The sequence below is a fragment of the Acetobacterium sp. genome, from assembly GCF_039830195.1.
Taxonomy (GTDB): Bacteria; Bacillota; Clostridia; order Eubacteriales; family Eubacteriaceae; genus Acetobacterium.
In genome coordinates this window covers 53,983-80,475 of the sequence record NZ_JBDODG010000046.1, presented here as the reverse complement: position 1 = coordinate 80,475, position 26,493 = coordinate 53,983, and the positions used below count along the sequence as shown (strand labels likewise).

The window sequence follows — 26,493 nt, the reverse complement described above, 5'->3', positions numbered from 1 at the left end:
AATAATATGGCTAAAGAGATTAAATTTCGTGAAGACGCCAGAGCATCACTGATCACTGGTGTAGATAAATTAGCAAACACTGTTAAGGTGACATTAGGACCAAAAGGAAGAAATGTTATTTTAGCTAAATCATACGGTTCACCAACCATCACTAATGATGGGGTAACCATTGCCAAAGAAATTGAACTGGAAGATGCTTTTGAAAACATGGGTGCTCAGCTGGTTAAAGAAGTCGCTACTAAAACAAACGACGTCGCTGGTGATGGAACAACCACCGCAACATTATTGGCTCAGGCTATTGTCCGTGAAGGAAACCGCAACGTTGTTGCCGGCGCAAACCCAATGGTTCTGAAAAAAGGGATTGAAAAAGCAGTTGCGGCTGTTGTCGAAGAATTAAAAGCAAACAGCAAAAAAATCGAAAGCAAAGAAGCAATCGCCCAGGTTGCATCCATTTCTGCAGCCGATGCCGAAATTGGAAAACTGATTTCCGAAGCTATGGACAAAGTCGGTGATGACGGCGTTATCACTGTTGAAGAAGGCAAAGGAATGGGTACTGAACTGGAATTTACCGAAGGGATGCAATTTGACCGTGGCTACTTATCAGCTTACATGGTAACAGACACTGAAAAAATGGTTGCCATCCTGGATAATCCCTATATCTTAATCACTGACAAAAAAATCTCCAACATTCAAGAAATCTTACCAGTCTTAGAACAAATCGTTCAAACTGGCAGCAAGCTGTTAATCATTGCTGAAGATGTTGAAGGCGAAGCCCTGGCAACTCTGGTTGTTAATAAATTACGAGGAACCTTTAACTGTGTTGCTGTAAAAGCTCCGGGCTTTGGTGATCGTCGTAAAGCAATGCTGGCTGATATTGCCGCATTAACCGGTGGAGAAGTTATCTCTGACGAATTAGGGTTAGAATTAAAAACCACAACCATTGAACAATTAGGCCGGGCCCGTCAGGTTAAAGTAGACAAAGAAGATACCATTATTGTTGAAGGCAGCGGAAATAAAGATGCTGTTGAAGAACGAATCCGTCAGATCAAAGCGCAGATTCCAGAAACTTCTTCTGAATATGATAAAGAAAAATTACAGGAACGTTTGGCTAAATTATCCGGCGGCGTAGCTGTTATCCAAGTTGGTGCAGCCACCGAAACTGAACTGAAAGAAATCAAATACCGTATTGAAGATGCTTTAAATGCGACTCGGGCAGCGGTTGAAGAAGGCGTTGTATCCGGTGGTGGTACCGCTTATATCAATGCGATTCCAAAGGTTGACGCTTTAATCGAAACCCTGGAAGGTGACGAAAAAACCGGCGCTGGTATCATCCGTCGGGCGATTGAAGAACCAATGCGACAAATTGCCGAAAATGCTGGCCTTGAAGGCTCTGTTATCGTTTCACAAATGGCTGGTAAAGCAGTTGGCGTTGGTTATGATGCTTCTAAAGGCGAATTTGTTGATATGTTCAAAGCAGGAATCATTGACCCAACCAAGGTTACCCGTTCGGCGATTCAAAACGCCGCCAGCGTTTCAGCAATGTTCTTAACAACAGAAGTAGCGGTTGCTGATCTTCCTAGCGAAGATGCCGGAATGGGCGGAATGCCAGGTGGCATGGGCGGAATGCCAATGATGTAAGCCTCAGGCTGCATTAGTTGAAAAATTATAAAGGTTGAATTAAAGCAATCAAAAAGGCAGTCTCTTGTGAGGCTGCCTTTTGTTTAGGGGTTTTAGAAGCGTTTAGTCAACATCGTAGGGGATGCCGGCGAATAAAACTTCCATTTCGGGCTGTTCCAATTCAGCCAGCTTAACGATCAGGCCGTTTAACAGAGTGATCATGGCTTGGGCATCAGGAGATTCATCATCGGTTGGTTTGGCGGCATAAAGGGCAATCAGCATGGTATTGCGGGTAGTCCCTTTGACATCTTTAAACAGGGTATTTAACACTCTTTTTTCATTCGTAGTCAGTTCCATTTTTTCCTCCAGATATTTATTGAAAATTTGTTTAATTAAATCTATTTCTCTAAGTTACACGCTAAAGCGACTCAGTTTCCAGAGCCATCAAGGCGAGCTCCCAGGAGTCGGTGAGTTCAGACAATTGCTGTTTGAGATTCTCATAGGAAAGATTGATTTCTGAGGCCAGGGTGAGGTTATCGTAGAAATCCGGAGCGCACATAGTCGCTTCAATGGCTTCGATTTTTTGCTCCATCACCAGAATGGCTTCTTCAATTTCCTTAACCTGTTTCTTTAAGAGACGAACACGGGCTTCCTCTTCTTTTTGCTTCTTACGATCGGTTTTCAGTTGTGTCTTGGTTATAATTGTTTTATTTTCCTCAGCCAGAACAGCTTCTCGTTCTGAGGCGTCGGCTTTATGTTTTAAATAGTCGTCGTAGTTACCCAGATGGATTTCCATTCCATCAGCTGAGAATTGGTAGATCTGGGTTGAAATGCGGTTTAAAAAATACCGGTCATGGGAGATAAAGAGCAAGGTGCCCTCATACTGGCTCAAGGCATTTTCGAGGATTTCTTTGGTATCCATGTCGATATGATTGGTTGGTTCATCCATCAGCAGAAAGTTAGACTGGGAAATCATCAGCCGGGCTAGCAACAACCGGGCCTTTTCGCCGCCAGACAGGGTGTTGATCGGCTTGAAGACCTCGTCGCCGACAAATAAAAAGGCTGCCAGAATATTTCGCAGTTCGCCTTCCGTCAGTTTCGAATCCACATCCCACAGGGCTTCCAGTAGATTTTCATTGTAGAATTTCTTCAGCGCCTGATGTTCCTGATCAAAATAGCCGATATGGACCTTCTGGCCCAGGCGGATTTCGCCGGCATCGGCGGCCAACTTGTTCAGCAAAATGCGAAAGAGGGTAGTTTTCCCGGCGCCATTAGGACCGATGATGCCGATTTTGTCACCCCGATGAATTTCAAAGTTCATGTTCTGAAAAAGCAGACGATCGCCAAAGGATTTTTTGATCCCGGTTACGGCCAAAACATCATTGCCACTTTTAACCCGGGGGATAAAGCTGAAATGGCTGTTATGAGCAGTTTCTACCTTATCGAGTAACTCGATCTTACTGAGGGCCTTTTCTCGGCTGGAAGCCCGTTTTGAGCTTTTTATAGAGTTATAGGCCCGGAATCGGTCGATGACTTCCTGCTGGTGTTTGATTTCTTTCATCTGTTGCTGATATTGATGGTTTTGTTCCATCATATCCTGACGTTTTTTAATAGCATATTGGGTGTAATTACCATGATAATCTTTGACGTTCTGTTGCGTTACCTCGATGATTGAAGTACAGACCTTGTCAATAAAATAGCGGTCATGAGATACGATGATAAAGGTACCGGGGTAATTCTTCAGATATTGTTCCAACCATTGCAGGGCATCGATATCGAGGTAGTTGGTGGGTTCATCCAATAAGAGCAGTTCCGGTTCCTGAAGCAGGATCTGGCCCAGGGTAGCCCGGGTTTTTTCACCACCGCTGAGCATCGAGAAGACTTTGTCCTGATCTTCGGGTTTAAAACCAAGCCCGTTGATGACGCCGCGGATCCGGCTGGGATATTCGTAACCATGTTGTTCAGCAAAGATTTCCTGCAGTTCGCCAAACTCCAACATCAATTTTTCCTGATCTTCCCCCGAGGAGTGGGCAATGGCCTCGCCGATATGTTTCATTCGCTGTTCCATCTCAAGCAGTGGCTTAAAAACATCAGTGAGCATTTCAATCAAGGTGGTGTTTTCGGCGATATTCGACTCCTGGGATAAATAGCTGATAGTCAGTCCGTTTTTCTTGCTGATCCGCCCGGTGTCGGGAACCAGTTCGCCGGTAATCAGTTTGAGCAAGGTTGATTTACCGGTTCCATTCCGTCCGACAAGACCAATTTGCTTTTTTTCATTGATAGATAGGTTCAGCTCATTAAAAATTTCATGAATGCCGTAACTAAAATGCAAATTTTCTATATTAATTAACATTATTTCACCTGTTTTCGTTTTTGTTCAGTTATTTAAGTTTACTTTTACTATTCTATCAAAAAAAACAGCAAATTAAAATGAATAATTTGACGTAATTGGTACATATTGATATAATTAATTGATTATCCGAAAGAAAGGAGAAGTTATCATGCATCGCTTCTCAAAAAAAGTATCTATGACCGTTGTTAAACGGTTGCCAAAGTATTACCAATATTTAAGTGATTTACAGCTTAATGATATCGAAAAAATATCATCCCGGGAATTAGCAAGTTTAATGGGACTGACAGCTTCTCAAATTCGACAGGATTTAAATTCTTTCGGGGGTTATGGCCAACAGGGTTATGGCTATAATGTCGGGGAATTAAAGGAGGCTATCAAGGAGATTCTTGGTCTTGATAGTGAATATAATTGCATTATTATCGGTGGCGGTAATATGGGTCATGCCATTGCAAACTATGAACGGTTTAAGCGGGAAGGCGTAATTCTGAAAGGTGTATTCGATGTTGATCCATTAACGGTTGGTACTGTTATTGGCAGCGTGGTTGTAAAACATATGGATGAGCTTGATGAATTCATCAAGTCAAATGAAATAGACATTGCCATTTTGTGTGTGCCCCGGGAGGTGGGACAGAAGGTGGCAACCCAAGTAACGGAATTGGGTGTGAAAGGCATACTTAATTTCAGTCCATTGGATTTAGACGTACCCAGTGATGTTGTGGTCGAAAATGTGAACATCACAGATAGCTTGTTCACCTTAACCTATCTGTTGGGGGAATAAGAGATTAGCTGTAAAATAGGGAAGAGTTTGATTTATATCAGACTCTTTTGTTTTGCAAAAAAATGTACAGGTATAGCTGTGAAGATTTATTTGTGAATTAAAAAAGAAACACATTTGGTGTGTTTCTTTTGTTTTATAACAAGTTATTTAAACATGATTTTCGTAGTTTTTGACTTACTTTCCGCTGGAACTCTTGAAATTGATAAAATCCAGAACTTCTTGCTTATAGCTTTCCGGGAAAGAGAAGTAAGAAGAAAAAGAATCTACTTCTTCGTTGGAAAAAACGTAAGATTTTAAAAATTCTTCACAGGTCATCGGTTTGGGATTGCTTGGTAAAAGTTTTGGCTGATCGGTTCTGCATAATAAATAGTCCACAGAAACTTCAAAAAAATCAGCGATTTTAATCAGTAATTGGTTTTCTGGTAAATTTTTATCTTTTTCATACTTGGAGATGGAGCTTTTGTTGAGATAGAAAAGATTGGCAAAATTTTCCTGAGTTAATCGTTTTGAAATTCGCAACGCCTTTAATCGACTACCAAAAGTATTATTTTCCATTTTTTCACCTTCTTTCAGCTTAGAATTGTTGGCATAAATGCACTGCCTATTGACTAATTATAACACGTCTTTAACATTTGTCAAGATTTGCAGTTGAATTTAAGTAATAAATCTTAAAGGGATAAAGCATCAAAAGGGCGCTCTTGCTTCTCTTAAAAGTCGCAGACACTCTCCATATTTGGCTTTTTCAGGCGATGCTTCATTAATTGGGAATGGGGATTCCAGTGTTTGAGTGCTTATGGCGGTTTCAGTTATTGTGTCAAATAAAGCATTAAATTCTGTACTGACTGAGGAATCAGTTGATTTGCGTTTTGATTTTCCGTCTTCGGTTATAATTTCATCATAATTCAGAGAGACCAGTGTTGGTCCATTAAAGGTCGCCTGGAGTAATCCCTGATAACCATCGTGGTCAGCGGTGCTGGTGATTGAATAAGTATCGAGGGTATCAATTTTTATTGGTTCGTGGTCACCTTTCTTTGCCAGATCCAGAATTGCTGCGGATAAATTGATGTATCGCTCAGATGTTTGAGTCGCCCCAGAGATAGCGTCTATTTCATCAGGATTCTGGGAAAGCATCAGTTCGTTATAAAGACGGAGATAGAGGGTGCTTAAATTTGCCACAGCCAGATTGGGCCAGGTTTTGTCGGAACCCTCGACAGATAGGCGATCGGCTTTATTTTTGTCGATTTCTTTTAAATTCACTCGGGTAATTATGCCATTTTTGATTAAAATGTTCAATTGCTGGGCATAACCCCGGGAATCATAATATTTTGTAGCCGCAGAATACTGACCGTCGACTAAGGATTCGGAATTTTCGTCAGGTAAAATTGAACCGGTAGCGGGGTCGTTGATCAGTTCTTTTTCGGCACAGCCGGTCAATAAAAGTGGAATCAAACATGCGACCAGGAGCAAAATCAGCAGATGTAGGCGAGAGTAATTTTTGAATTTAATTTTTAGCATTTTTATCACCAATGTTTTTTATTTGTTATCCTGATCCTAATAAGCTGAGGCATTCATCAGCGGTGGAACAATCTGTTTTTTTCGGGAAAAAACACCATTCATGTACTTGCTGAATTCTCCCGGCTGGAAACCAAAAGCCAGTTGAGCAAGGTTTTTGGCATCTCCGGCGATGATCAGCTCGGTTCCGCCTAAAATAATGTCGGTAACCATTAAAATGGCGAGATCCAAGCCTTCCTCCGCACATAATTTTTTCATTTCCAGCAGCACCCCATCCAACTTGTCAAAAATACCCCGGAAATCCCCGGTATTAATTTGCGACACCCCAATTTTATAGGCCCCCATGGTGAATAGCTTGCGATCGGTGGAGATAATTTCGGAAGGGTGCATTTCTTTTAAATTACTGCCTGCCACCAACATTTTTTCGCCGTAACTCTTAACATCAATATTTAGTATCTTACCTAATTCCCGGGCGACGGCCCGGTCGTCTTTGGTGCAGGTGGGCGAATTAAAAAGAAGTGTATCAGAGATGATCGCACTGAGCATCAGTCCCGCCATATCTTTGGGAATGATGATCTTATTTTCATGGTACATTTTGGCAACAATCGTAGCCGTACAGCCAACTGGTTCAATCCGCAGGTACAGTGGCGTGGCGGTTTGTATTTCGGCCACCCGGTGATGGTCGATGACTTCAATGATTTCGGCTTCTTCCACCCCGATAATCGACTGGTTGCGCTCATTGTGATCGACCAGAATTACTTTTTTTCGGCTGAAGTCGATCAGGTTGCTACGTGAAATGGTTGAAATAACTTTTCCGTCCACATTTACCACTGGAAAACGCTCATGATCAGAGGTCAGCATATTTTTTTTGACATCATCGATGGTTTCATAGGTCATGAAATACTCCAGATGATTTTTCTGGTAATATTTTTTGATTGGAATTCCCTGGCAAAGCAGCCGGATGACTTCGAAGGGGCCGAAGGCCACAATCAAAACGGCGCCCTGATAGTCATCCGGGATTTGGAAGACGATATCCGGCGACGCATTGGAAACGATAATGATCCCGGCACCAGTGGCAAAGGCTCGGTTCATGTAGATCTCCTGCTGAACCGTAACCAGAATGTCCTGACTGCTTAAGGTCTGACCTTTTTCGATTTCGGTGATGGTATAAACATCCCCCTGAACCAGTTCGGACTTAATTGACCCGTAAACCTGGGCTTCCAGCAATTCAATGATATTATCCAGGGGGGTTTCGCTGTCCCTGAGCAGCGATTTTGAAAAAGCGTCAGTGTAGGCTGGGATAATGTCCGACAGCGAAACCATGCCAATGAGTTTTTGATCATCACTGATCACCGGTAGGGAGCGGCCGGGGTGATCAATGATCTGCCCCATCGTTTTAGAGACCGAATCATTTTCGCAGGCCACTGAAAAATCGGTGAGAACCAGATCCGAAACCTGGGGCTTGACGTCCTTGATCAGTTGGGGTAAATCGATTTGAAAGGTATCCAGGACAAACTGGGTTTCCTTATTGATGGGGCCTAATCGGGCCGGTAAGACCTGGGTGTGGCCCAGAGCCTGTTTTAAATGGGCATAGGCAATGGCGGAACAAATGGAATCAGTATCTGGATTCCGGTGTCCGAAAACATATATTTTCTGAGTCATCGCTGGACCTCCTTTTTATTTAGATAGTGAATGAGTATTTATAAATCGCAGCACATCCGCGTAGACAAGATCCCGTTTATCTTCATTAAGAATTTCATGACGTAGCAGTGGATAAAGAATCAGATCAACATCCAAAACTCCGGCTTTCTTTAGCTGCTGGGTAATCTGGATCACTTCTTTGCCCATACCACCGACGGGGTCATCCCGGCCTGCTAGAAAAAACATGGGGAAATCGTGGGGGATCTTTTTTAGATTGGCATCTTTGGTGGTGTAGTCAAGACCATAGAATAAATCCCGGTAAAATCCGGCGCTGCAAGTAAAACCGCAATGAGCGTCCTGCAAATAGGCATCCACGTTGGTTTTGCTCATGGAGATCCAATCATATTCGGTCCGATTGGGTTTGAATTTTTTATTATAGCTGCCAAAGGAAAGGTTGGACAGCAGTTTAGATGGTGTTTTTTCGCCCTTCTTGCGGATTTCACGGCGGGCAATGACACTGGCGGCTTTGCGCATAAAATTGTTGATGCCCACGGTGGTGCCAATAATAACCGCCCCGTGATAGAGTTCGGAGTAATCGATGACCGCAGTTCGGGTTACCACCGATCCCATGCTGTGACCGATGATAAATAGCGGTAAATGCGGGTAGGTGTCTTTGAGCATCCCCGAGATTTCTTTGACATCTGAGACAACCCGGGCCCAGCCATTGCCACTGGCAAAAAAGCCCGGATCACCGGAATCTTTGCCGGTTTGGCCATGGCCCCGCTGATCATGGATTACAACCAGGTAGTGATGTTGATATAAAAAATCCATAAATTCATGATAGCGTCGGGCATGTTCGGCCATGCCGTGAACGATCAGCACAACGCCCATTGGTTCGGCCGGGCAGGGGGTTTCGTAATAAGTCAGCTTCGCCTCATCGGATGCATAAAAACCATTGGTAGTTAAATCAATCATTAGCGATCCCTTCTTTCCAGTTGTCTTTTAATCTATTTTCACATTATAACAAAATATCTTAAAAAAAACAGCGTTCCTCGTACTAAAAAACTGATAATCAGTGTATAATTAAGATAAAAATCGTTGGATAAGGGGTATTGAAAATGAAATTAACGGTACTTGGCAATAACGGATCCGTTAAACCCAGTTAAATGAAGCGACCGTTATTATGGGGATTTGTCACCCTTTGTCTGGGGATTGTCGCGGTTTATTACCGCTTACCGGTGTGGGCGCTGCTGGGCTTTGCTGCTATGCTGGCGGTGATGCCGTTTTTTCTGAGGGATATCAAAATAACCCAGATGGTATTTGTCCTGGGATTATTCGGGTTAGGTGCGTTTTTAGGCTATGAGGCCTTCCCGGATACGGATGCGCTGGAAAACCTTTACCAAAAAGATGTTTCCCTAATTGCTGTGGTGACTGATTATCCGGTCCGTACCGAAAGTCGGTTAACCATCAATCTGACTGCTAAAGAGTTGGTGGCGACCGCAGATGAGAACAATCGTCACGAGGAAACGGCAGGGATCAAGGCGACCATCTATTATCCGACTGATGAAGATACAATCGGGGAGTATGAGGCGTCAAATATTGATGCAGATCAGCAACTGGAACTTACCCCCGGTGATCTACTGTTATTACAGGGAAAACTGTCCCAACCGGCCGGTAAAAGAAATCCCGGTGGCTTTGATTATGGGCTGTATCTCAAATCCCAGTCAATTGACGGCTTGCTGACGGTCGAGCCGGAAAATTTTGAACGAATCAGTCAGGAGACGACATTATATTACCAGATACTGGGCATCAAAAGAGCCCTGGAAAATCAATCTGATGCCATTTTTTCCGAGGATGTATCAGATTTACTCAAGGGTGTGGTATTTGGCGAAAAAAATATCAATGAGGATCTGGCGAAGCGCTTTCAGGATGCCGGCGTCACCCATGTTTTATCGGTCTCCGGACTCCATGTCGGTTATGTGTTCCTGGCACTAACCTTGCTATTGATGGCCGTAAAAATCAACAAGCGCTACTGGATGCTTTTTCTGGCCCCGGCTTTACTGTTTTACGTCGCGCTGACCGGGTTTGCTGCACCGGTGATCCGGGCCTCGATCATGCTCTTGTGTGTCACTGGGGGCCAGGGATTGCACCGGGAGCGGGATGCCTTGAATCAGCTGTGCCTGGCCGGACTGGTAATCTTGGGAATCTGGCCGGCTCAGCTTTTTCAGGCCGGCTTCCAACTATCCATGGGCGCGGTGCTGGGGATTATCCTGTTTTATGGTCCGTTGTTGTACGCTTATGAAAAACATCGCAATAAAAAGCGGGTGCATCATAAAATTAAACCGGGACCGGTGGTTCAGGGACTGGTTCTGACTTTTTGTGCCACGGTGGGCACTCTGCCGATGCTGTTATACCATTTTAACAGCTTTACGCTGATGAGTTTCTTTTCCAATTTACTGGTGGTCCCGCTGATCGGTGTGTTTTTGCTGGCTGGGATGGGATTTCTGGTGATTGTTTCCATCGTTCCCTTTTTAGCCCCCGCTTTGTCAGTACCGGTGACGTTTTTAGGGGAATCAATCATCGTGGTACTGGATGGTATCAATGACCTGGGTGCGGTTGCAAATTTCTTGTGGATCAACCGGGGCGGATTATCGCTAGCTGAAACCGGGCTGTTTTTACTGCTAGTTTTTCTGATTTCAGGCTATTTTTATCTCCGCCAGCCCTATGTCCGAAACACCGTGATGAGTTTGGCGTTGGTACTGATGCTGATTGTGATGGTAACCCCGATGTTGCCCAAAAATCTGGTGGTTACCGTGCTGGACGTTGGTCAAGGCGACAGCATTCTGATTGAGACACCCGGCGGGCTGAATTACCTGGTCGATGGCGGCGGCTATCTGTTTGAACGATCCAATCGGGTTTCCGATCAGGTGCTGTATCCGGCCCTGTATTCCAAAAATATCCGGGAGCTGGATGCCATCTTTTTAACTCATAATCATGTCGATCACAGCCAGGGGGTTGAGGAACTGGTCTTTGACGGCTATCCGGTTAAAAATCTGTTTATGAGTGTCCAGACAAATAATGAACAACTTCTCAATCAGCAGCTGGTCCCGGTGTCCTTATTAAAAAAGGGATCGGTGATTGAAGGGAGTGACGGTGTGATCATTACGGTGTATAATCCAGAAGGCCAGATCAGTCCAGTAACGGATGAAGAACAGAACAATGCTTCGCTGGTGATGACGGTTTCCTATCACAATATCAATTTGTTATTATGCGGGGATATCGAAGCCGAGGTGGAAAAACAGCTGGTCACGGAATTACAAGCCCTAAGTACTGAGCGGGATTTTCAGATCATCAAAATCCCTCATCATGGCAGTAAAACCTCATCCACCCGGGAATTTATTCAGGCCATTGATCCGGAAACAGCGGTGATTTCGGTGGGGGCAAATAATTTCTTTGACCATCCCAGTGACGAAGTGATGGATCGTCTGGACGAGGAAGCAATCTCGGCATTACGAACCGACCAGAAGGGAGCCGTGGAAATTATCAGCAACGGCGAATTTATATCTATCAAAAACTATGCTAATTAAATTTTATAAGAGAAAGCAATAATAACTAATCAATAATCAATAATAATACCTAACCTAAATTAATGGAGAAATATTGTGAATTATAAAGAACTAAGTAAAAGTGTAAAAAACCAGCAGATCAGTCCGGTTTATTTATTCACCGGCCCGGAACAGTACATTGGCCATATGATGGAAAAAACGCTGATCGGCACAGAACTGGCCAAGGGCTTGGAGCCCTTAAATCTGACCACCTACAGTGATAAAAATCTGGATATTTCAGAACTGCTGGCCACCTGCGAAACCCTGCCGATGATGAGCAATAAGCGGATGGTCATTGTCCGGGAAGAGGCACAATTAGATAAGATTAGCGATAAAAAGGATTTGGATCGGATTGCGGCCTATCTGGAGAAACCCTGTCCGTCGACGCTGTTAATTATCTACTGGGAACAGCCGGACAAGCGCAAAAAACTGTACAAAAATCTGACCAAAGCTGGCTCTCTGGTGGTGTTTGAGAAACTCGATGCCAGTGATCTGCAGGCCTGGATCATCCGCCGGGTCAAGAATGCCGGAAAAAAAATCAACCGTACCGAATTGGAACTTTTTATCCAGCGATCGATGTATTTAATGAATGAGAAAAAAACCATGGAGATGGTCGACAATGAACTCAACAGCCTGATTGACTATGCCGGCGACCGCAATGAAATAAGTAAAGAAGATATCCTGCTGATCTTGCCCCAGTCCATTGAAGAAGGGATCTTCAAGCTGATTGACTATGCTATCAGCGGTCAAAAAGATCAGGCGCTACTGATGCTGAATCACTTTTATCTGGAAGGGGAATCCCCCTTTGGAGTTTTCAGTCTGTTGCTGCGGCAAATCCGGATGCTGCTGATGGTCAAGATTTATACCAGTCGCGGCTTGCCGGCCAAAACAGTAGCTGCGGAAATGAAGCTGGCTCCTTTTATCGTCAATAAAATTCTAAAAAATGGGAAGAATTATCCCATCGACAATTTGTGGGAGATCATGCTGGTTGGCGCCGATCTGGATGCCCAGATGAAATTGGGCGAAATTGATCAGAATTTTGCCCTGGAATTATTTTTGATGAAGATTGGTTAAATCCCGAACACTTCGTACTGATGCGTTAGATTATCAAACTAACCTAGTACCGACAATTGTTACATCATGTTGTACGCATCGGGGCGAACAGGTTGATAAACCTGTCCGATCCCGCAGCGAACAACAGATTAACAATTGGTCGGTACGGTAGTGTGTTGACAAAGTTTCGCACCGGTACGAAGAGGGGAACTGGTTGCTTTCACGCAAAAAAAAGATGTACCTGAGTAAGTACATCTTTGGATAGACCCTAGAGACACGGGTTTTGGGAATATATAAATGAGGTAATTAAGCAGTCATCTTGTTCATGATTCTAGCCAAAGTACTTTTTTTACGTGCTGCTGTGTTTTTATGTAAAACACCTTTTGTAACAGCCATATCAATTTTCTTTGTTGCTAAACGAAAAGCTTCCTGCGCTGCTTCTACGTTACCTTCAGTAACTGCAAGATCAAATTTTTTCACAGAAGTCTTAAGATTAGTTTTTACCATCTTATTTCGCAGACGACTGATTTCATTTGTTTTAGCTCGTTTCATAGCCGATTTAATGTTAGCCATGGGTTCACCCCCCTCATTTATTTATAACATAGCAATTCTAACACATTTAAAGCGTATTATCAAGAAAAAACGTGACAAAAAAAATATTTCTTGATAGAATATGAATCTAGGTATAAAAAAACTAGGGATTTACAGAACATTTCAACCATTTATATAGATTTGAAAGTAGAGGATTTAAAAAATTGACTAACAAACAATTACATACACGAAATTTTTCCATCATTGCCCATATTGATCATGGCAAGTCAACCCTGGCGGATCGACTCATTGAAGACACCGGGTTGATGAGTAAACGGGATATGGAAGAACAGTTTTTGGATAATATGGATATTGAACGGGAGCGGGGCATTACCATTAAGCTTCAGGCCGTCCGTTTACTGTATACCGCCGATGATGGCGAAGAGTATATTTTAAACCTGATTGATACCCCGGGTCATGTGGATTTTACCTATGAGGTATCGCGCAGTCTGGCCGCCTGTGAAGGGGCGTTATTGATTGTCGATGGTTCCCAGGGAATTGAAGCCCAGACCATTGCCAATGTTTATCTGGCGCTGGAGAACAATCTTGAGGTTATTCCGGTCATCAATAAGATTGACCTGTTGAGTGCCGATCCCCAGCGAGTTAAGGATGAGATTGAGCATGTCATTGGCATTGAAGCCCAGGATGCGCCGTTGATTTCTGCTAAAGCCGGTCTCAATATCCGGGAAGTGCTGGAGGCAATTGTCAAAAAAGTGCCCGCACCAAAAGGCGATGTTGATGCGCCGCTGCAGGCCCTGATTTTTGATTCCTATTATGATCAGTATCTGGGCGTTATCGCCTCAGTTCGGGTCATTCAGGGAAAAATCCGCAAAGGTATGAAAATTGATATGATGGCTGTTGGAAAAACCTTTGACGTCAATGAGGTTGGCGTCTTTGGCAGAGGCTTGATCCCCATTGACGAACTTTGTGCCGGTGATGTTGGTTACGTCAACGCCGGGATAAAGAACGTCCGGGATACCCGGGTCGGGGATACGATTACCGAAACCTTGAATCCGGCCAAAGAACCCTTGCCGGGCTACAAAAAAGTGACCTCCATGGTTTTCTGCGGGATTTATCCGGCCGATGGCTCCCGCTATGAAGATTTGAAAGAAGCCCTGGCCAAGCTGCAGCTGAACGATGCCTCCCTGCTTTATGAGGCGGAAACGTCAATGGCCCTTGGCTTTGGTTTCCGTTGTGGATTTCTGGGACTGCTCCATATGGAAATCATTCAGGAACGGCTGGAGCGGGAATTCAATCTGGATCTGGTCACCACAGCTCCCAGTGTTATTTACAAGGTCGTTAAAACCGATGGCACCGAATTGTGGGTGGATAATCCCTCCAATTTGCCCAACCCGGTCGAAATTAAAACCATGGAAGAACCGATTGTCAATGCTGATATCATGGTGCCGTCCGAATATCTGGGCGCCATTATGGAATTGTGCCAGGAACGTCGCGGCGTTTATCTGACCATGGACTACGTTGAAGAAAATCGAGTCATCCTGAAATATGAATTGCCCCTTAATGAGATCATCTATGATTTCTTTGATGCGCTTAAATCCCGGACCCGGGGTTATGCGTCCTTTGACTATGACATCAAAGAATATCGGCCCTCGGATCTGGTCAAACTCGATATTCTGCTGAATGGCGAACTGGTGGACGCCCTTTCCTTCATTGTTCACCGGGACAAAGCAGCAAACCGGGGACGGCTGATCGCCAAAAAATTAAAAGAAGAAATTCCCCGACAGATGTTTGAAATTCCGGTTCAGGCCGCTATTGGCACCAAGGTGGTCGCCCGCGAAACAATCCGGGCGATGCGTAAAGATGTTCTGGCCAAGTGTTATGGTGGGGATATCAGCCGTAAACGAAAACTGCTGGAAAAGCAGAAAGAAGGCAAGAAGCGGATGCGTCAGGTCGGTAATGTGGAGGTACCGCAAGAAGCATTTATGGCGGTTCTTAAACTGGATTCCTAATTTTATGATAAAAAAGCTGGATTGGATGAATGTCATCCAATCCAGCTTTTTTCATTTGACTAACAGGAAGAAAGATCAGTGTAGAATTCAAAGGCTTCGGCGCCGGTGAACTTTTCATGAACAACTTTGCGGATGCTCTGGATCATCGCCGCCGGGTTGTCGGCCTGGAAGACGTTTCGGCCCATATCGACGCCGGCAGCGCCTTTTTGAATGGCCTGATAGGTGATTTCCAGGGCTTCCTGTTCGGGAACCTTTTTGCCGCCGGCGATGACAATCGGCACCGGACAGGCTGCGGTGACTTCTTCGAAGTTATCGCAGTAATAGACCTTAACAATCTGGACCCCAAATTCAGCCAGCATCCGGGTGGCCAGGGAAAAGTACTTGGTGGTGCGTTCCATATCCTTGCCCACTGCCACCACGCCCAAGGTGGGGATACCATAACGGTTGCCGGCATCCACGGTTTTGATAATGTTCTCAATACTCTGGCATTCGTTTTCTGATCCGATAAAGGCCTGAATCGCCATACAGGTGGCGTTCATCCGAATGGCGTCTTCAATAGTGACACCAATGATTTCCTTGCTCATATCCTCTTTCAAAACCGAACTTCCGGCCGAACAGCGCAGCGCGATGGCCTTGCTATGATCTGGTCGGATGCAGGTTCGCAGCGCCCCCCGGGTGGCCATCAGCACATCGGCATAGTCCTGCAGGGGCGGGATAGTCAGATCCATCCGCTCCAATCCCTGGGTCGGACCCATGATATAGCCGTGATCAAAGGCCAGCATCACGGTATGACCACTGCGGGGATCGAATATTTTTGACAGACGGGTTTTCATGCCCCAGTCCACATCGTCCATCCCTTTGACATGAAAATTCCGTTTTTCCATGGGCTGGTCAAAGCCGAAGTCTTTAGCCTTTTTGATTGAATCCTGATCTGCCATAATTATCGACTCAGATACGGCGTTTTAGCCGGAGCTTCCCAATAAGCCAGTTTTTCCGGATTCATCCGGGCAAAGAAAAGTTGGAAGCCGGCCTGTTCCTGAACCGTCAGAACCTCTTCAACCCAATTGGCGACAATGTTAATACCCTTTTCGCTGAGATACTTATGAACTCGACGGAAGACCAGCAGCATTTCCATGATCGTGGTGGCACCGGTGCCATTGACAATGACCATTACCTCTTCGCCGGATTTCAGATCCAGATCTTTGACCAGAGCTTCAGCCATGATTACCGCGGTTTCGTCAGCAGTGGCCATTTTCTGGCGGCCGCCACCACCTTCGCCATGCTGGCCCATGCCAACTTCCATTTCATCATCCCCAAGATCGGCAAATGATGCGCCATTCTGGGGATGGGTGGCCGTTTTACAGGCTACGGCAATGGTGGCCATATTGTCGGCAAAATCTTGGGCAATGGCGGCTACTTCGGCCAGGGATTTACCCTGGGCGGCAGCAGCACCACAGATCTTGTATAGGGGCACACAGCCCACCAGCCCCCGCCGGTTTGCCGCATCGGAACGGGGCGCATTGGCGATATCTTCCTGGGTAACCACCTTGATGACATTCAAACCCAGTTTTTCGACTTCTTTCATGGTCCGGTCACCAGCCAACATATCGCCAGCATGGTTCAGTATCACTAAAAGTACGCCCTTACCCTTATCGGCCAGTTTCAGGGCTTCCACCACGGCTTTGTAGCCGGGAGCTGCAAAGATATCCCCGACAACCGAAATATCGATCATCCCTTCACCCACAAAACCTTCAAGGGCTGGTTCATGACCAGCGCCGCCGATGGTGACAATGGTAACCCGATCGGCAGTCGCCAGACCCTTATTGATGATCAGATTGTGTTCAGTCACATCAAGAATTTTGGGGTTCGCCAGAGCCAGACCTTCTAATAATTCAGCGGTAATGTTATCCGGATTGTTAATAAACTTTTTCATCGTCATTGTATTTTCCCCCTTATAATTATAATTTTTATGCTGAATATCCTTTGGCCAGTCCTTCGTAGAAATAAGCAAAGGTAACCGACCCAGGATCCCGATGACCTAAACAGTGGTCGCCGATATACCGGGCCCGCCCAAATTTTGCCAGCATTCCGGCGGTGTTGTCGGATCCAGCCCGGGCAGCCTGAGCAGCTTTTTCAAGAGTTGTTTTCATATCGGCGGTAGATTGGCGGATCACTTCAGTGGCCGGACAGATGGCATCCATCATCGATTTATCGCCAATAACCGCTTTGGAGGTAGCGAAAAATTCGTCATAGGCACCAAGCAGGATGACTTTTATAAATGCATCGGTGGTTGGCGCTTCAGGATCTGCCGCTTCCGCCATGCCATAAATAAATGCACCAAACAAGGGTCCGGCTGAACCGCCACTCACATCTTCCAGCGCTTCATTGAGGGATTCCAACCCTGCTTTGAAGTTGGTGGTTTCATTCCAAGTTTCAATTTCGGAAAACATAACATTTGTCAACTTTTTCATGGTTATGCCATGATCCCCATCACCCAGCGCGCAATCCAGATCGGTCAGAATATCAACATGATTGGCAATTTCCCGGGCGGCAGACAGGAGCAAGGTTTTGATTTTTAATGGTTCTATCGGCATTATTACACCCCCATAATCGTTTACATCTTTGTGTTCAGTATAGCAAGTGTCAATCGGGAAGTCAAACGAATTTAGCATATGTTACGTTGAATGAGATGAATTTGTAAAAAAAATCAATAAAACTAGAATATATTGACATATGATACTAATTGTTATATATTAGACAATGATAAAACTAACAGGTAAAGAAAACGGAGTAACTAAATGAAAGAGAAAGAGTTATTGCGACTCATCCAAATATCAAAACTATACTATGAAGAGAATAAGACCCAGGCAGAAATCGCCAGAATCATGGATATTTCCAGACCATCGGTGAGTAATTTGTTAAATAAGGCCAGAAAAGAAGGGATTGTCAAAATTGATATCCTTTCATATCAGCACTCCAATATGGGATTGAGTCAGGGTCTGTGTCGCCGTTTTAACCTAAAAAGCTGTCATGTTGTGGCAGTGGCTGAAGATCTTCACCAGGCGGCGGCAGGAGTCTTAGTGGAATTTCTTGATAAAACCAAGGTTTTGGGTCTGGGATGGGGGAATAATATCAACAAAATGATTGAATCTATGCCCCAGCCTGATAGTGACGCAACTGCACATGGCATCATCTGCCCCTTAATTGGAACAGCCACCGTTCCTCATCGGGGCTATCACCCCAATGAGCTGGCCACTGAACTGTCTCGTAAAACCGGGTTTCAGGCAGAATATCTGATCAGCCCGGCTTTTCCTACCACCGAACAGGATCAGGAATTGTTTAAGAATACCAATAATTATCAGGAAATTCTTGAGCGCTGGCGAAAAGCCGATACGGCCATAATTACCTTGGGTAGTTTTCCGCTGGTGCCAGATCATGGGACGGCCCTGCGGTTTGGCAAAAAACTGACTCATGAAAAAGCGGTTGGGAGTCTACTGTCCTATTTCTTTAATCTCCAGGGTGAGCAGATCCAAGGAGATGATGATTATGCCATCCAGATTCCCTTAAGTTTGTTGAACCGAATTAAACATGTCATCGGTATTGTCCCGCGGGAATCCAACATCAGTGCGGTCATCAGCTGTTTGCGAACCGGTTATATCAGACATCTGGTGATCACCGAACAAACCGCTAAGGAGCTCATAACCTTCAATGTCGAGTTTGAGTAGCAGAGTAATGAAATAAAAGGAGGATAGGATGTCACATATTGAACGAAGAAAAGAAATATTAAATGCGATTATGAGTAAAGGTTCAGTAAAAGTTGCCGAGCTTTCTGGTAAATTCAGGGTGGGGGAAGCGACGATTCGCAGGGATTTGAAATATCTGGCTAACGAATATGGGATTACGCTATCCTATGGTGGGGCTTTCACAAAGGAACGAATTAATTATCAAAACATTGGAGAAATGGACATTTATAAAAAAAGGACGCAAAATATTGAAGAAAAGCGGCTGCTCGCAGAAAAAGCGGCACAGCTGATTAACGACGGCGACACCATTGCTTTAAACGCCGGCAGTACAGTGGAACTTGTTCTGGACTACCTTGAAAATATTAAAGATGTCAATCTGATTACCTTGTCGCTCAGTACTGCGTTAAAAGCGTCGTCCATTCCCGGAATTACCGTATACATGCCCGGAGGAAAGCTGCGAAGTTTTTCAGGCGCCTTCTATGGAAAAGAAGCGATTTCATTCTTGAAAAGTTTTAATATCAATAAAGCTTTTATGGGGGCAATGGCGGTATCGATAGACAAGGGAATTACCCATGAGGCTTTTGAAGAGGTGGAGATTAACCAGGTGATTCTCGAAATTAGTCAGAAGCGTTACCTGATGGCCGATTACAGTAAATTTAACAAAGTTTCGCTAACCAAGCTGTCTGAACTGACAATCTTTGATGGATTCATTTTTGATGACAAAACCCCAGAAAGCTATTGGGAGTTTTGCCGAAGCAATGGTATCGAAATGATATAAACCGATAGTCAAAACAATGGGGCTTGTGTTCGGGGTAGGAGTCCGGTGGTTTTTGCCGTTTGTGAAAATAAAAAATCAAAAATAGTCCAGTGAAAATCAATAATCATTTATCGCACCAGATAAGGGGTTCGTGCGGGTGCGTTCCAATACCAGAGGTTCTGTGCATCCATTCGGGCAAAAAACAATTGAAAGCCGGCTTGCTCCTGAACGGTCAATACTTCCTCAACCCAATTTGCCACGATCATGATCCCTTTAGCTTTTAAATGTTTGTGAACACATCTGAAAATGATCAGCATCTCCATGATCGTAGTGGCACCGGTACCATTGACAATGACCATGATTTTTTCACCGGCACAGAGATTTAAATCCGCAATCAGTAAATCTGACATCTTGACAGCTGTTTCATCTGCACTTTTCATTTTTTGACGGTCACCGCCGCCTTCGCCATGTTGGCCCATCCCAATCTCCATTTGGTCCGTCCCAAGCACTGAAAAAGCCGAGCCGTTTTGCGGATGGGTGGCAGTTTTACAGGCTACTGCAATGGTTGCCATATTATCAGCAAAATCTTGAGCTATGGCCGTTATTTCATGAAGTGATTTACCTTGGGCGGCAGCGGCACCAACAATTTTGTACAGTGGTACACAACCCACCAGCCCCCGACGTCTGTCTGCATCAGAACGGGGAGCATAGGCCACATCTTCCCTGGTGACCACCATCGATACCTTGATGCCCGCTTTATGGGCTTCTTCCATGGTTCGCGTTGCCGCCAGCATATCACCGGCGTGGTTTAAAACAACTAAAAGGACACCTTTGCCTTTGTCAGCGAGCTGAAGTGCTTCAAAAACCGCTTTATACCCTGGCGCAGCAAAAACATCACCAACAACGGCGACATCGATCATTCCTTCACCAACGAATCCTTCAAGCGCCGGTTCATGACCAGAGCCGCCCAAAGTTACAATGGTGACACGGTTGGCGGTTCTAAGACTTTTACTGACAACAAGATTATTGGGCATGACCTCAAGAATAAATGGATTGGCAAGAGCCAGCCCTTCCAGTAACTCAGCAGTAATATTTTCCGGTTTATTGATAAATTTTTTCAGAGTCATGGCAGGTTCCTTTTTTGTATTAGAGTTTGTATCGAATCATTACCGTCATTGTTACGGAATCAACTGTTTTAGCTTGAAATTAGTTGAAAAAAGTCAATGACCCAGATAAATTAATACTAGCAAATATTGTTTATTAAAACAATATTGATGTCATGAAAACAGAATTTGATGTCATCAAAAATAAAACTAGTCGCTTAAATAAGAGTAAAAGATTGTAACAAGGACATTTATACGGTATAATAATTCAGTTGAAAAGTACGATTTTGGCTGGAATAAAAGGTGAAAAGATGTTAAGAATTGCAGTCTGCGAAGATGAGGAACAACACAAAAAAATATTGGTTGATTTGATTGGACGATATCCATTTGAAACGGATTATCATTTAACTACATTTCAATTTGGCTATGAACTCATTGAAGCAAGTAACAAAGGGATAAAGTATGATATTATTTTTCTGGACATGCGTTTAGAAAACGAAGATGGTATTGACATCGCCAACGAGATTAGAAAAACGGATAAAAAAGCCCGTATTATTATAACAACATCATTAATTGAATATGCAGTGTTGGGGTATTCGGTTAATGCCAGTGACTTCTTATTAAAACCATTTCCAGAAGAAAAATTATTTCTGGTTTTAGAAAAACTGGAAACTGAGATCAGGCATTCCAGATCCAGTTTTTTTGAATTTGAAATGAATAATGAAAAAGTTTTTCTAATCAGTGATGATATCTTGTATTTTGAGAGTCTTGGCAGAAAAATAAAAGTGGTTACCAGTGAAGCTGAGTACGAATATTACTACACGATTTCAGCTTTAGAAAAGGAGTTGGATCCGGTTCGTTTTGTTTTATGTCACCGGTCTTATATTGTTAATCTTAAGAATGTAAAAAGCATCAAAACAAAAATGGCAGTATTGAAAAATGGTGTGACGATTCCCATCAGTCCCAAAAGGAATCAGAAAGTATATGATACCTTTACCCGGTATCTGGTAGGATCGTTGGAATGAAATCATCATCAGCAATCCGGGGTTTCGTTCTTTTAAGTATTCCGATTATCAGTTTAATTGTCGGCTTGAACCTGTATTTTATTGACGTTCACGTCGAAGGCAGGCAGTTTGTTGGAATTGTTTCTTTAGCAGCCCTGGTATATATAAATGTGGTTATTTTTGTCGTCTTAAGAGGACTTGATCATGAAGCTAAAAAGACAAATGAATACAAGAACGTCAATATTCAGTTGGAACTACAACAAAAACACTACAAAGAAATGCTTGAAAAGAATTATCAGGTACGTGGATTATGGCATGATATGAACAATCATATTATTACCATGCAGTACTTAATCGAGAACCATGCCTGCGAAGAAATCGAAGAATATTTGCTGCAATTCCATAATATGTTGCAAAATGCCGTCGATCATAATCGATCGGGTAATCATGTGGTGGATGCGCTGTTGAACTATAAAATCAAAGTTGCGGCTGATAATGAAATTAACTTTGTCCATTATATTGCCATCCCGGAAAACCTGAAAATGAACAGCATCGATCTGTCGATCATTCTGGGTAATGTCCTGGACAATGCCATTGAGGGCTGTCTGCGGGATTCCCGACAGAATCAGGATAAGATAATCAAGTTTAATATGTACTATAAGCGTGAAAGTTTGCTTATTGACATTGAGAATACCATTGATGAAAATACCATCCATAAATCAGGAAATAACATGGTCAGCAGCAAACGAATTGATGAGGATCAGAGTGGCTACGGCATTTCAAATGTAAAACAGGTTCTAAAAAGCTACGAAGGAAACATGGTCACTCAGATTCTCGAGGACCGATTTAAATGCACGATCCTGATTCCGCTCGACTAGATAAGGATGAAAACCAGACCGTAAGGTTGAGGCATACAAATTGACAAAAACCCACAGATGCGATATATTATACACGCATTTAAAGCGTTAGAATGAGGTGATTTTGTTGAAAGAAAAAGAATTGAATCGTTTGATACATGTTTCGCAATTATATTATGAGGAAAATAAAACTCAGTCTGAGATTGCCAATGATTTGGAAATATCTCGTCCTGCGGTCAGTTACCTTTTAAATAAGGCTAGAAAAGCAGGAATTGTTAAGATCGACGTTCTTTCTTATCATCGTACCATTAGAGGAATCAGACACGAATTATGCCACCATTTTAACCTGAAAAGCTGTCGTGTGGTTACATTGCCGGATGATCTTTATAAAATCGGCGCAGATGTACTGATGGATTTCTTACCCAAAACCAAGATATTGGGTGTGGGCTGGGGTTATAATACGGATAAAGTTATTGATTCGTTGCCTCAACAAAACGATGAGGGCATCAATGGTGGCATAATCTGCCCACTGATCGGGGCAACTACGGCTTCCCAACGGGGTTACAACCCGGATGACCTGGTTAAAAAGCTGTCACAAAAAACCGGTTATACAGGTGAATTCCTTAATTGCCCGGCTATTCCCACCACCGCTGAGGAGCAGGCCCGAGTGATGGCGTCAGATGATTTTAAACGGATTGAAGATTACTGGAAAAAAACCACCACGGCATTGATAACCTTGGGAAGTTATCCCTCAGTGCCGGATCATGGTTCAGCACAACGGTTTGGCAGAAAACTAGTCGAAGAAAAGGCCGTTGGATGCCTGCTCTCGTATTTTTTTAATCCCCAGGGGGAATTGATACATGGTGAGGATGACTATGCGATTCAAATTCCTTTAAACCTGTTAGCCCGGGTAAGAGATGTAATCGGCTTTGTACCCCAAGAGGCCAATGTTGATTCAGTCATCAGTGGTCTAAAAAGCGGATATTTCAAACATCTGGTTATCACTGAAACCCTGGCAAGTGAGGTAATCAAACAAATGGACGAGAGCAAAAGTGTTTAATCCTATAACTACAAAACGCCGGATCACAAAAATGATCCGACGTTTTTTTTATGTGCGAGAGGCTGTTTCTGATTGAAGCGGTTAACACAGCGTATTATACATTTAGCCGGTTTCAATGTTGGAGGAGGGTTGTTACCAGCCGCCAACACCGCCGCCACCACCGCCTCCGCCGGAGAAGCCACCGCCACCGGAGAAGCCGCCGCTACCGAAACCGCCAGATCCGGAGTTGGGGGGAACAATAATATCTGATGCAATACTGTTCATACTACGCGTTAAACTTGATACGAACAATAAAGAGGTGAAATTATTGCCGTAGGTAGTGCCATAATACCAGCTGGGCTGTTCAATGGCAATGGACTCAAAATTTTTGGCCCACTTATCAGTAACTCCCAACACATAGGCATAGGGCAGGATATTAAAAAAATACTGGGGATTTTCATTGACCAGAGCAAGAATCCGGTCTTTTTCAGCTTTTTCAATAAAGTTCTTAAAACCCAGCACCTGACCCAGCCACAGCCGTCCGGTTTCAGTCCGTTGGGTTGCAATAATCTGAAAAAAAGCGGTGCCATAGGTAGCCAGTAGTGCCAGTAGCGCCGGGAGCAGGGAATTGTACTCTAGCAAAAAGTTCACTAGCAGTACAATCAATGCCGCCACGAACAGAATAACAGTCCCAATTACGATCCGGCCTACGGTTTTTTTTCGGGCCACGCCCTTGCGGTTGCGCAGGGCAGAGGTAATGATATTGGCGCCGAAAACGGTGGGAGCCGCAGCAAAGCAGGAAACAATGCCGATAAAGATCAGTCCTTCAAAGAAAGAAGTCAGCATGCCGATTTTATAGGCCCCGTTGATGACATAAGCCAGTAGCGGCAGGGCCATAAAAATACTAATGACGACCAGACCAACCTTTGAAGCCGCCGTAAAGATCTGATTATCCGGGATCTCGAAGTAGCCTTTTATTTGCTCCCTGGTCGCGACAATGGTGTCATAAAAACTGGCCGGAACACTGGCGGTTGAAAAGCTGTCCTTTTGATCAAAAATGTTATTGAACAGGGTATGCTCAAAATCCTCGGCTGTATCCGGCAGGTTTTTGATTTTATGGAAAATGAACTTTTTCTTATCCACTTGTTCAATCGTCATATAGCCCTTATCCGCCCAATACATCAGTAGCGACATAACCTCTGGTTTATCCAGGGCTCCATCGACAATAAAGCCGATTTGCGAAGGGGTGAAATTCTGGGGTGGATAAAACTCCACCGTTTCCACCGGTCTTTTATCGCGGCCGGTGAAAAGCCAGATCAAGGCCCCGCCAAGTAGGGACAGACCAAAAATAATATACATAAATGGTAAAAACTCGTCACCGGTAAAGGCGCCGACAAAATAACCTTCAGGTAAATTTATTTTTAGCGTTACGCCTTCATTGGGCAAGAGCGGACGGTTGAGATTTCCTTCGATGGTTGTACCATTAACCGAAAAATCAACGGCAGTCGTATCAAGGCTTCCATACGCGCCGGTTAAAAATTCCACATTATTTGCATCGAACGCTTTAGGCATTTTAATAACGAAATGTCCACCAAGAATATTGGTGTCTGTTTGATGCCCGATTATTTCATAATAAACATCATCCATAGATTTAATCTTGTCATCACCAGGGTTCCAAGTATAAGAGATGGGATATATCTGAGTTCCACTAACATATTCATCACCAGAACCGATTTTTATGATATAGCTATCATTTTCTGTAGAAGTTTCGTAGTTCCATCCGGGTACTGTTATATTGGTTACACGCGCATTATAAGGTGTTTCAACAGGTTGACCATCAATTTCTCGATAAAAGGTACCATTGTAATTAATAAATTGATAAATGCCATGAAGTGGTTGAGAAAATGCAACTGTTAAGCGTTCGTCTATTTGATAGGCGTGATCTTCCTGAACGTTCATGGTAACATCAAACTGGGTAATATCAAAAGATTCCTGGGCAAAGGTACTTCCGGGAAAAACAATTCCTAAAAGAAGAAGGCCAAGAAGGACAATAAGTATCGGGGTGCTTTGCTTTTTCACATGGTTTACCTCCCAAAAGTTTGTAAAGACGGCACTGTAAAAGCACCGTCAGTTTTGTTGTAATCAATGAATTTCTATAAGAACCCGTGCTGACTAGTTAAATTTTACTTGAACGTTTTCCCGTTCTTCAGCAGAACCAACTTCAAAGAAGGGTTGTTTTTTGAATCCAAACATACTGGCAACCAGATTACTGGGGAAGGATTCAACTTTGGTATTCATGGTACGGACAACCGCATTGTAGTATTTTCGGGAATTGGCAATTTCATCTTCCAGCATTTTTAACTGTTGCTGTAAATCCAGAAAATTGGTATTAGCCTGCAGTTGGGGATAGGCTTCCGCGACCGCAAAGAGACTTTTCAAAGTGCCGGATAAAGCATTTTCATTGGCGATTTTTTCGTCAATGCTGGTTGAATTCATGGCCGCTGTCCGGGCCGCTGTTACCTTCGTAAAGGTTTCAGATTCATGGGTAGCATAGCCCTTGACTGTTTCCACAAGATTGGGAATCAGATCGTATCTTTTTTTAAGATAAACATCCATGGTGGAAAAAGCTTCTTCAACCTGATTTTTGATACTGACAAAGCTGTTCCGTGAAAGAACAAGCCACAGACCGATGATCACAATAAGACCGAGAATAATTGGAATAGCAATCATTTTTAATAATCCTCCTTAAACAATTTTATTGTAGATATTATATCACGTCCCCCTACTAGCCACAATAAATTTAAGGGATACTTTTAAATGGGGAAAAATCAGATATAAATTAAACAAGTCAAACGATTTGACCAGTTAAG

General features: G+C 43.7%; 23 protein-coding genes. 10 read left to right on the top strand and 13 right to left on the bottom strand.

What is annotated here, in order from left to right; translation table 11 throughout:
* The first annotated feature begins 6 nt into the window (after positions 1 to 6).
* Positions 7 to 1,638, top strand: a complete 1,632-nt coding sequence (gene groL, locus ABGU93_RS14990; RefSeq protein ID WP_347414205.1) for a chaperonin GroEL — start codon at positions 7 to 9, stop codon at positions 1,636 to 1,638.
* A 102-nt stretch (positions 1,639 to 1,740) separates the two neighbouring features.
* Here the strand turns inward: groL and ABGU93_RS14985 are convergent, their stop codons facing one another.
* Together ABGU93_RS14985 and ABGU93_RS14980 are read right to left on the bottom strand one after the other, a co-directional pair.
* On the bottom strand, positions 1,741 to 1,974 hold the full coding sequence (locus ABGU93_RS14985) for a hypothetical protein (protein ID WP_347414204.1): 234 nt from the start codon (positions 1,972 to 1,974) through the stop codon (positions 1,741 to 1,743).
* A 61-nt stretch (positions 1,975 to 2,035) separates the two neighbouring features.
* On the bottom strand, positions 2,036 to 3,970 hold the full coding sequence (locus ABGU93_RS14980) for an ATP-binding cassette domain-containing protein (protein ID WP_347414203.1): 1,935 nt from the start codon (positions 3,968 to 3,970) through the stop codon (positions 2,036 to 2,038).
* 148 nt (positions 3,971 to 4,118) lie between these two features.
* Here ABGU93_RS14980 and ABGU93_RS14975 point away from each other — a divergent pair, with 148 nt between their 5' ends.
* The gene (locus tag ABGU93_RS14975) at positions 4,119 to 4,748 is read left to right on the top strand and encodes a redox-sensing transcriptional repressor Rex (protein ID WP_347414202.1); all 630 of its coding nucleotides are present in this window, start codon (positions 4,119 to 4,121) and stop codon (positions 4,746 to 4,748) included.
* Positions 4,749 to 4,922: 174 nt separating this feature from the next.
* Here ABGU93_RS14975 and ABGU93_RS14970 read toward each other — a convergent pair whose 3' ends face one another.
* The 4 genes from ABGU93_RS14970 to ABGU93_RS14955 form a co-directional block, all read right to left on the bottom strand.
* Positions 4,923 to 5,303, bottom strand: a complete 381-nt coding sequence (locus tag ABGU93_RS14970) for a helix-turn-helix transcriptional regulator (RefSeq protein ID WP_026394608.1) — start codon at positions 5,301 to 5,303, stop codon at positions 4,923 to 4,925.
* 129 nt (positions 5,304 to 5,432) lie between these two features.
* Positions 5,433 to 6,197: a hypothetical protein gene (locus tag ABGU93_RS14965; RefSeq protein WP_347414201.1), complete on the bottom strand. Its 765-nt coding sequence runs from the start codon at positions 6,195 to 6,197 to the stop codon at positions 5,433 to 5,435.
* Between the two features lie 102 nt (positions 6,198 to 6,299).
* On the bottom strand, positions 6,300 to 7,922 hold the full coding sequence (locus tag ABGU93_RS14960; protein ID WP_347414200.1) for a putative manganese-dependent inorganic diphosphatase: 1,623 nt from the start codon (positions 7,920 to 7,922) through the stop codon (positions 6,300 to 6,302).
* Between the two features lie 15 nt (positions 7,923 to 7,937).
* Positions 7,938 to 8,876, bottom strand: a complete 939-nt coding sequence (locus ABGU93_RS14955; protein WP_347414199.1) for an alpha/beta fold hydrolase — start codon at positions 8,874 to 8,876, stop codon at positions 7,938 to 7,940.
* Between the two features lie 191 nt (positions 8,877 to 9,067).
* Here ABGU93_RS14955 and ABGU93_RS14950 point away from each other — a divergent pair, with 191 nt between their 5' ends.
* Together ABGU93_RS14950 and holA are read left to right on the top strand one after the other, a co-directional pair.
* The gene (locus tag ABGU93_RS14950; protein WP_347414198.1) at positions 9,068 to 11,488 is read left to right on the top strand and encodes a DNA internalization-related competence protein ComEC/Rec2; all 2,421 of its coding nucleotides are present in this window, start codon (positions 9,068 to 9,070) and stop codon (positions 11,486 to 11,488) included.
* Positions 11,489 to 11,563: 75 nt separating this feature from the next.
* On the top strand, positions 11,564 to 12,580 hold the full coding sequence (holA, locus tag ABGU93_RS14945; protein ID WP_347414197.1) for a DNA polymerase III subunit delta: 1,017 nt from the start codon (positions 11,564 to 11,566) through the stop codon (positions 12,578 to 12,580).
* A gap of 285 nt (positions 12,581 to 12,865) precedes the next feature.
* On the opposite strand, the gene rpsT is transcribed toward holA, so the two are convergent.
* On the bottom strand, positions 12,866 to 13,132 hold the full coding sequence (gene rpsT / locus ABGU93_RS14940) for a 30S ribosomal protein S20 (RefSeq protein WP_026394602.1): 267 nt from the start codon (positions 13,130 to 13,132) through the stop codon (positions 12,866 to 12,868).
* Positions 13,133 to 13,314: 182 nt separating this feature from the next.
* On the opposite strand from rpsT, the gene lepA reads away from it, so the two are divergent.
* Positions 13,315 to 15,120 (top strand): translation elongation factor 4, encoded by a 1,806-nt coding sequence (lepA, locus tag ABGU93_RS14935; RefSeq protein ID WP_347414196.1) that lies wholly within the window; start codon positions 13,315 to 13,317, stop codon positions 15,118 to 15,120.
* Between the two features lie 59 nt (positions 15,121 to 15,179).
* Here lepA and lsrF read toward each other — a convergent pair whose 3' ends face one another.
* Genes lsrF through ABGU93_RS14920 form a run of 3 tightly spaced genes read right to left on the bottom strand, consistent with a single transcriptional unit; the run spans position 15,180 to position 17,714 of the window.
* Entirely contained in the window at positions 15,180 to 16,058 is an 879-nt protein-coding gene (gene lsrF / locus ABGU93_RS14930) for a 3-hydroxy-5-phosphonooxypentane-2,4-dione thiolase (protein WP_347414195.1), read from the bottom strand.
* A 2-nt stretch (positions 16,059 to 16,060) separates the two neighbouring features.
* Positions 16,061 to 17,059 (bottom strand): dihydroxyacetone kinase subunit DhaK, encoded by a 999-nt coding sequence (locus ABGU93_RS14925; RefSeq protein WP_347414194.1) that lies wholly within the window; start codon positions 17,057 to 17,059, stop codon positions 16,061 to 16,063.
* A gap of 28 nt (positions 17,060 to 17,087) precedes the next feature.
* Positions 17,088 to 17,714 carry a dihydroxyacetone kinase subunit L gene (locus ABGU93_RS14920; protein ID WP_347414193.1) on the bottom strand — a complete coding sequence of 209 codons (627 nt, stop codon included), beginning with the start codon at positions 17,712 to 17,714 and terminating at the stop codon, positions 17,088 to 17,090.
* Positions 17,715 to 17,918: 204 nt separating this feature from the next.
* Here ABGU93_RS14920 and ABGU93_RS14915 point away from each other — a divergent pair, with 204 nt between their 5' ends.
* Complete coding sequence (locus ABGU93_RS14915) at positions 17,919 to 18,845, top strand: sugar-binding domain-containing protein (protein WP_347414192.1); 927 nt, start codon at positions 17,919 to 17,921, stop codon at positions 18,843 to 18,845.
* 28 nt (positions 18,846 to 18,873) lie between these two features.
* Positions 18,874 to 19,641, top strand: a complete 768-nt coding sequence (locus ABGU93_RS14910; RefSeq protein WP_347414191.1) for a DeoR/GlpR family DNA-binding transcription regulator — start codon at positions 18,874 to 18,876, stop codon at positions 19,639 to 19,641.
* Between the two features lie 107 nt (positions 19,642 to 19,748).
* On the opposite strand, the gene ABGU93_RS14905 is transcribed toward ABGU93_RS14910, so the two are convergent.
* Positions 19,749 to 20,747 carry a dihydroxyacetone kinase subunit DhaK gene (locus tag ABGU93_RS14905; protein WP_347414190.1) on the bottom strand — a complete coding sequence of 333 codons (999 nt, stop codon included), beginning with the start codon at positions 20,745 to 20,747 and terminating at the stop codon, positions 19,749 to 19,751.
* Positions 20,748 to 21,034: 287 nt separating this feature from the next.
* Here ABGU93_RS14905 and ABGU93_RS14900 point away from each other — a divergent pair, with 287 nt between their 5' ends.
* From ABGU93_RS14900 to ABGU93_RS14890, 3 genes are all read left to right on the top strand, one after another.
* Positions 21,035 to 21,748 (top strand): LytTR family DNA-binding domain-containing protein, encoded by a 714-nt coding sequence (locus ABGU93_RS14900; protein WP_347414189.1) that lies wholly within the window; start codon positions 21,035 to 21,037, stop codon positions 21,746 to 21,748.
* On the top strand, positions 21,745 to 22,605 hold the full coding sequence (locus tag ABGU93_RS14895) for an ATP-binding protein (RefSeq protein WP_347414188.1): 861 nt from the start codon (positions 21,745 to 21,747) through the stop codon (positions 22,603 to 22,605). Before ABGU93_RS14900 ends, ABGU93_RS14895 begins: the two co-directional genes overlap by 4 nt.
* A 106-nt stretch (positions 22,606 to 22,711) precedes the next feature.
* Positions 22,712 to 23,644 carry a sugar-binding domain-containing protein gene (locus ABGU93_RS14890; protein ID WP_347414187.1) on the top strand — a complete coding sequence of 311 codons (933 nt, stop codon included), beginning with the start codon at positions 22,712 to 22,714 and terminating at the stop codon, positions 23,642 to 23,644.
* A gap of 132 nt (positions 23,645 to 23,776) precedes the next feature.
* Here ABGU93_RS14890 and ABGU93_RS14885 read toward each other — a convergent pair whose 3' ends face one another.
* Positions 23,777 to 25,702 (bottom strand): DUF2207 domain-containing protein, encoded by a 1,926-nt coding sequence (locus tag ABGU93_RS14885; RefSeq protein ID WP_347414186.1) that lies wholly within the window; start codon positions 25,700 to 25,702, stop codon positions 23,777 to 23,779.
* A 93-nt stretch (positions 25,703 to 25,795) separates the two neighbouring features.
* Positions 25,796 to 26,353 (bottom strand): LemA family protein, encoded by a 558-nt coding sequence (locus tag ABGU93_RS14880; RefSeq protein WP_347414185.1) that lies wholly within the window; start codon positions 26,351 to 26,353, stop codon positions 25,796 to 25,798.
* Positions 26,354 to 26,493: the final 140 nt, after the last annotated feature.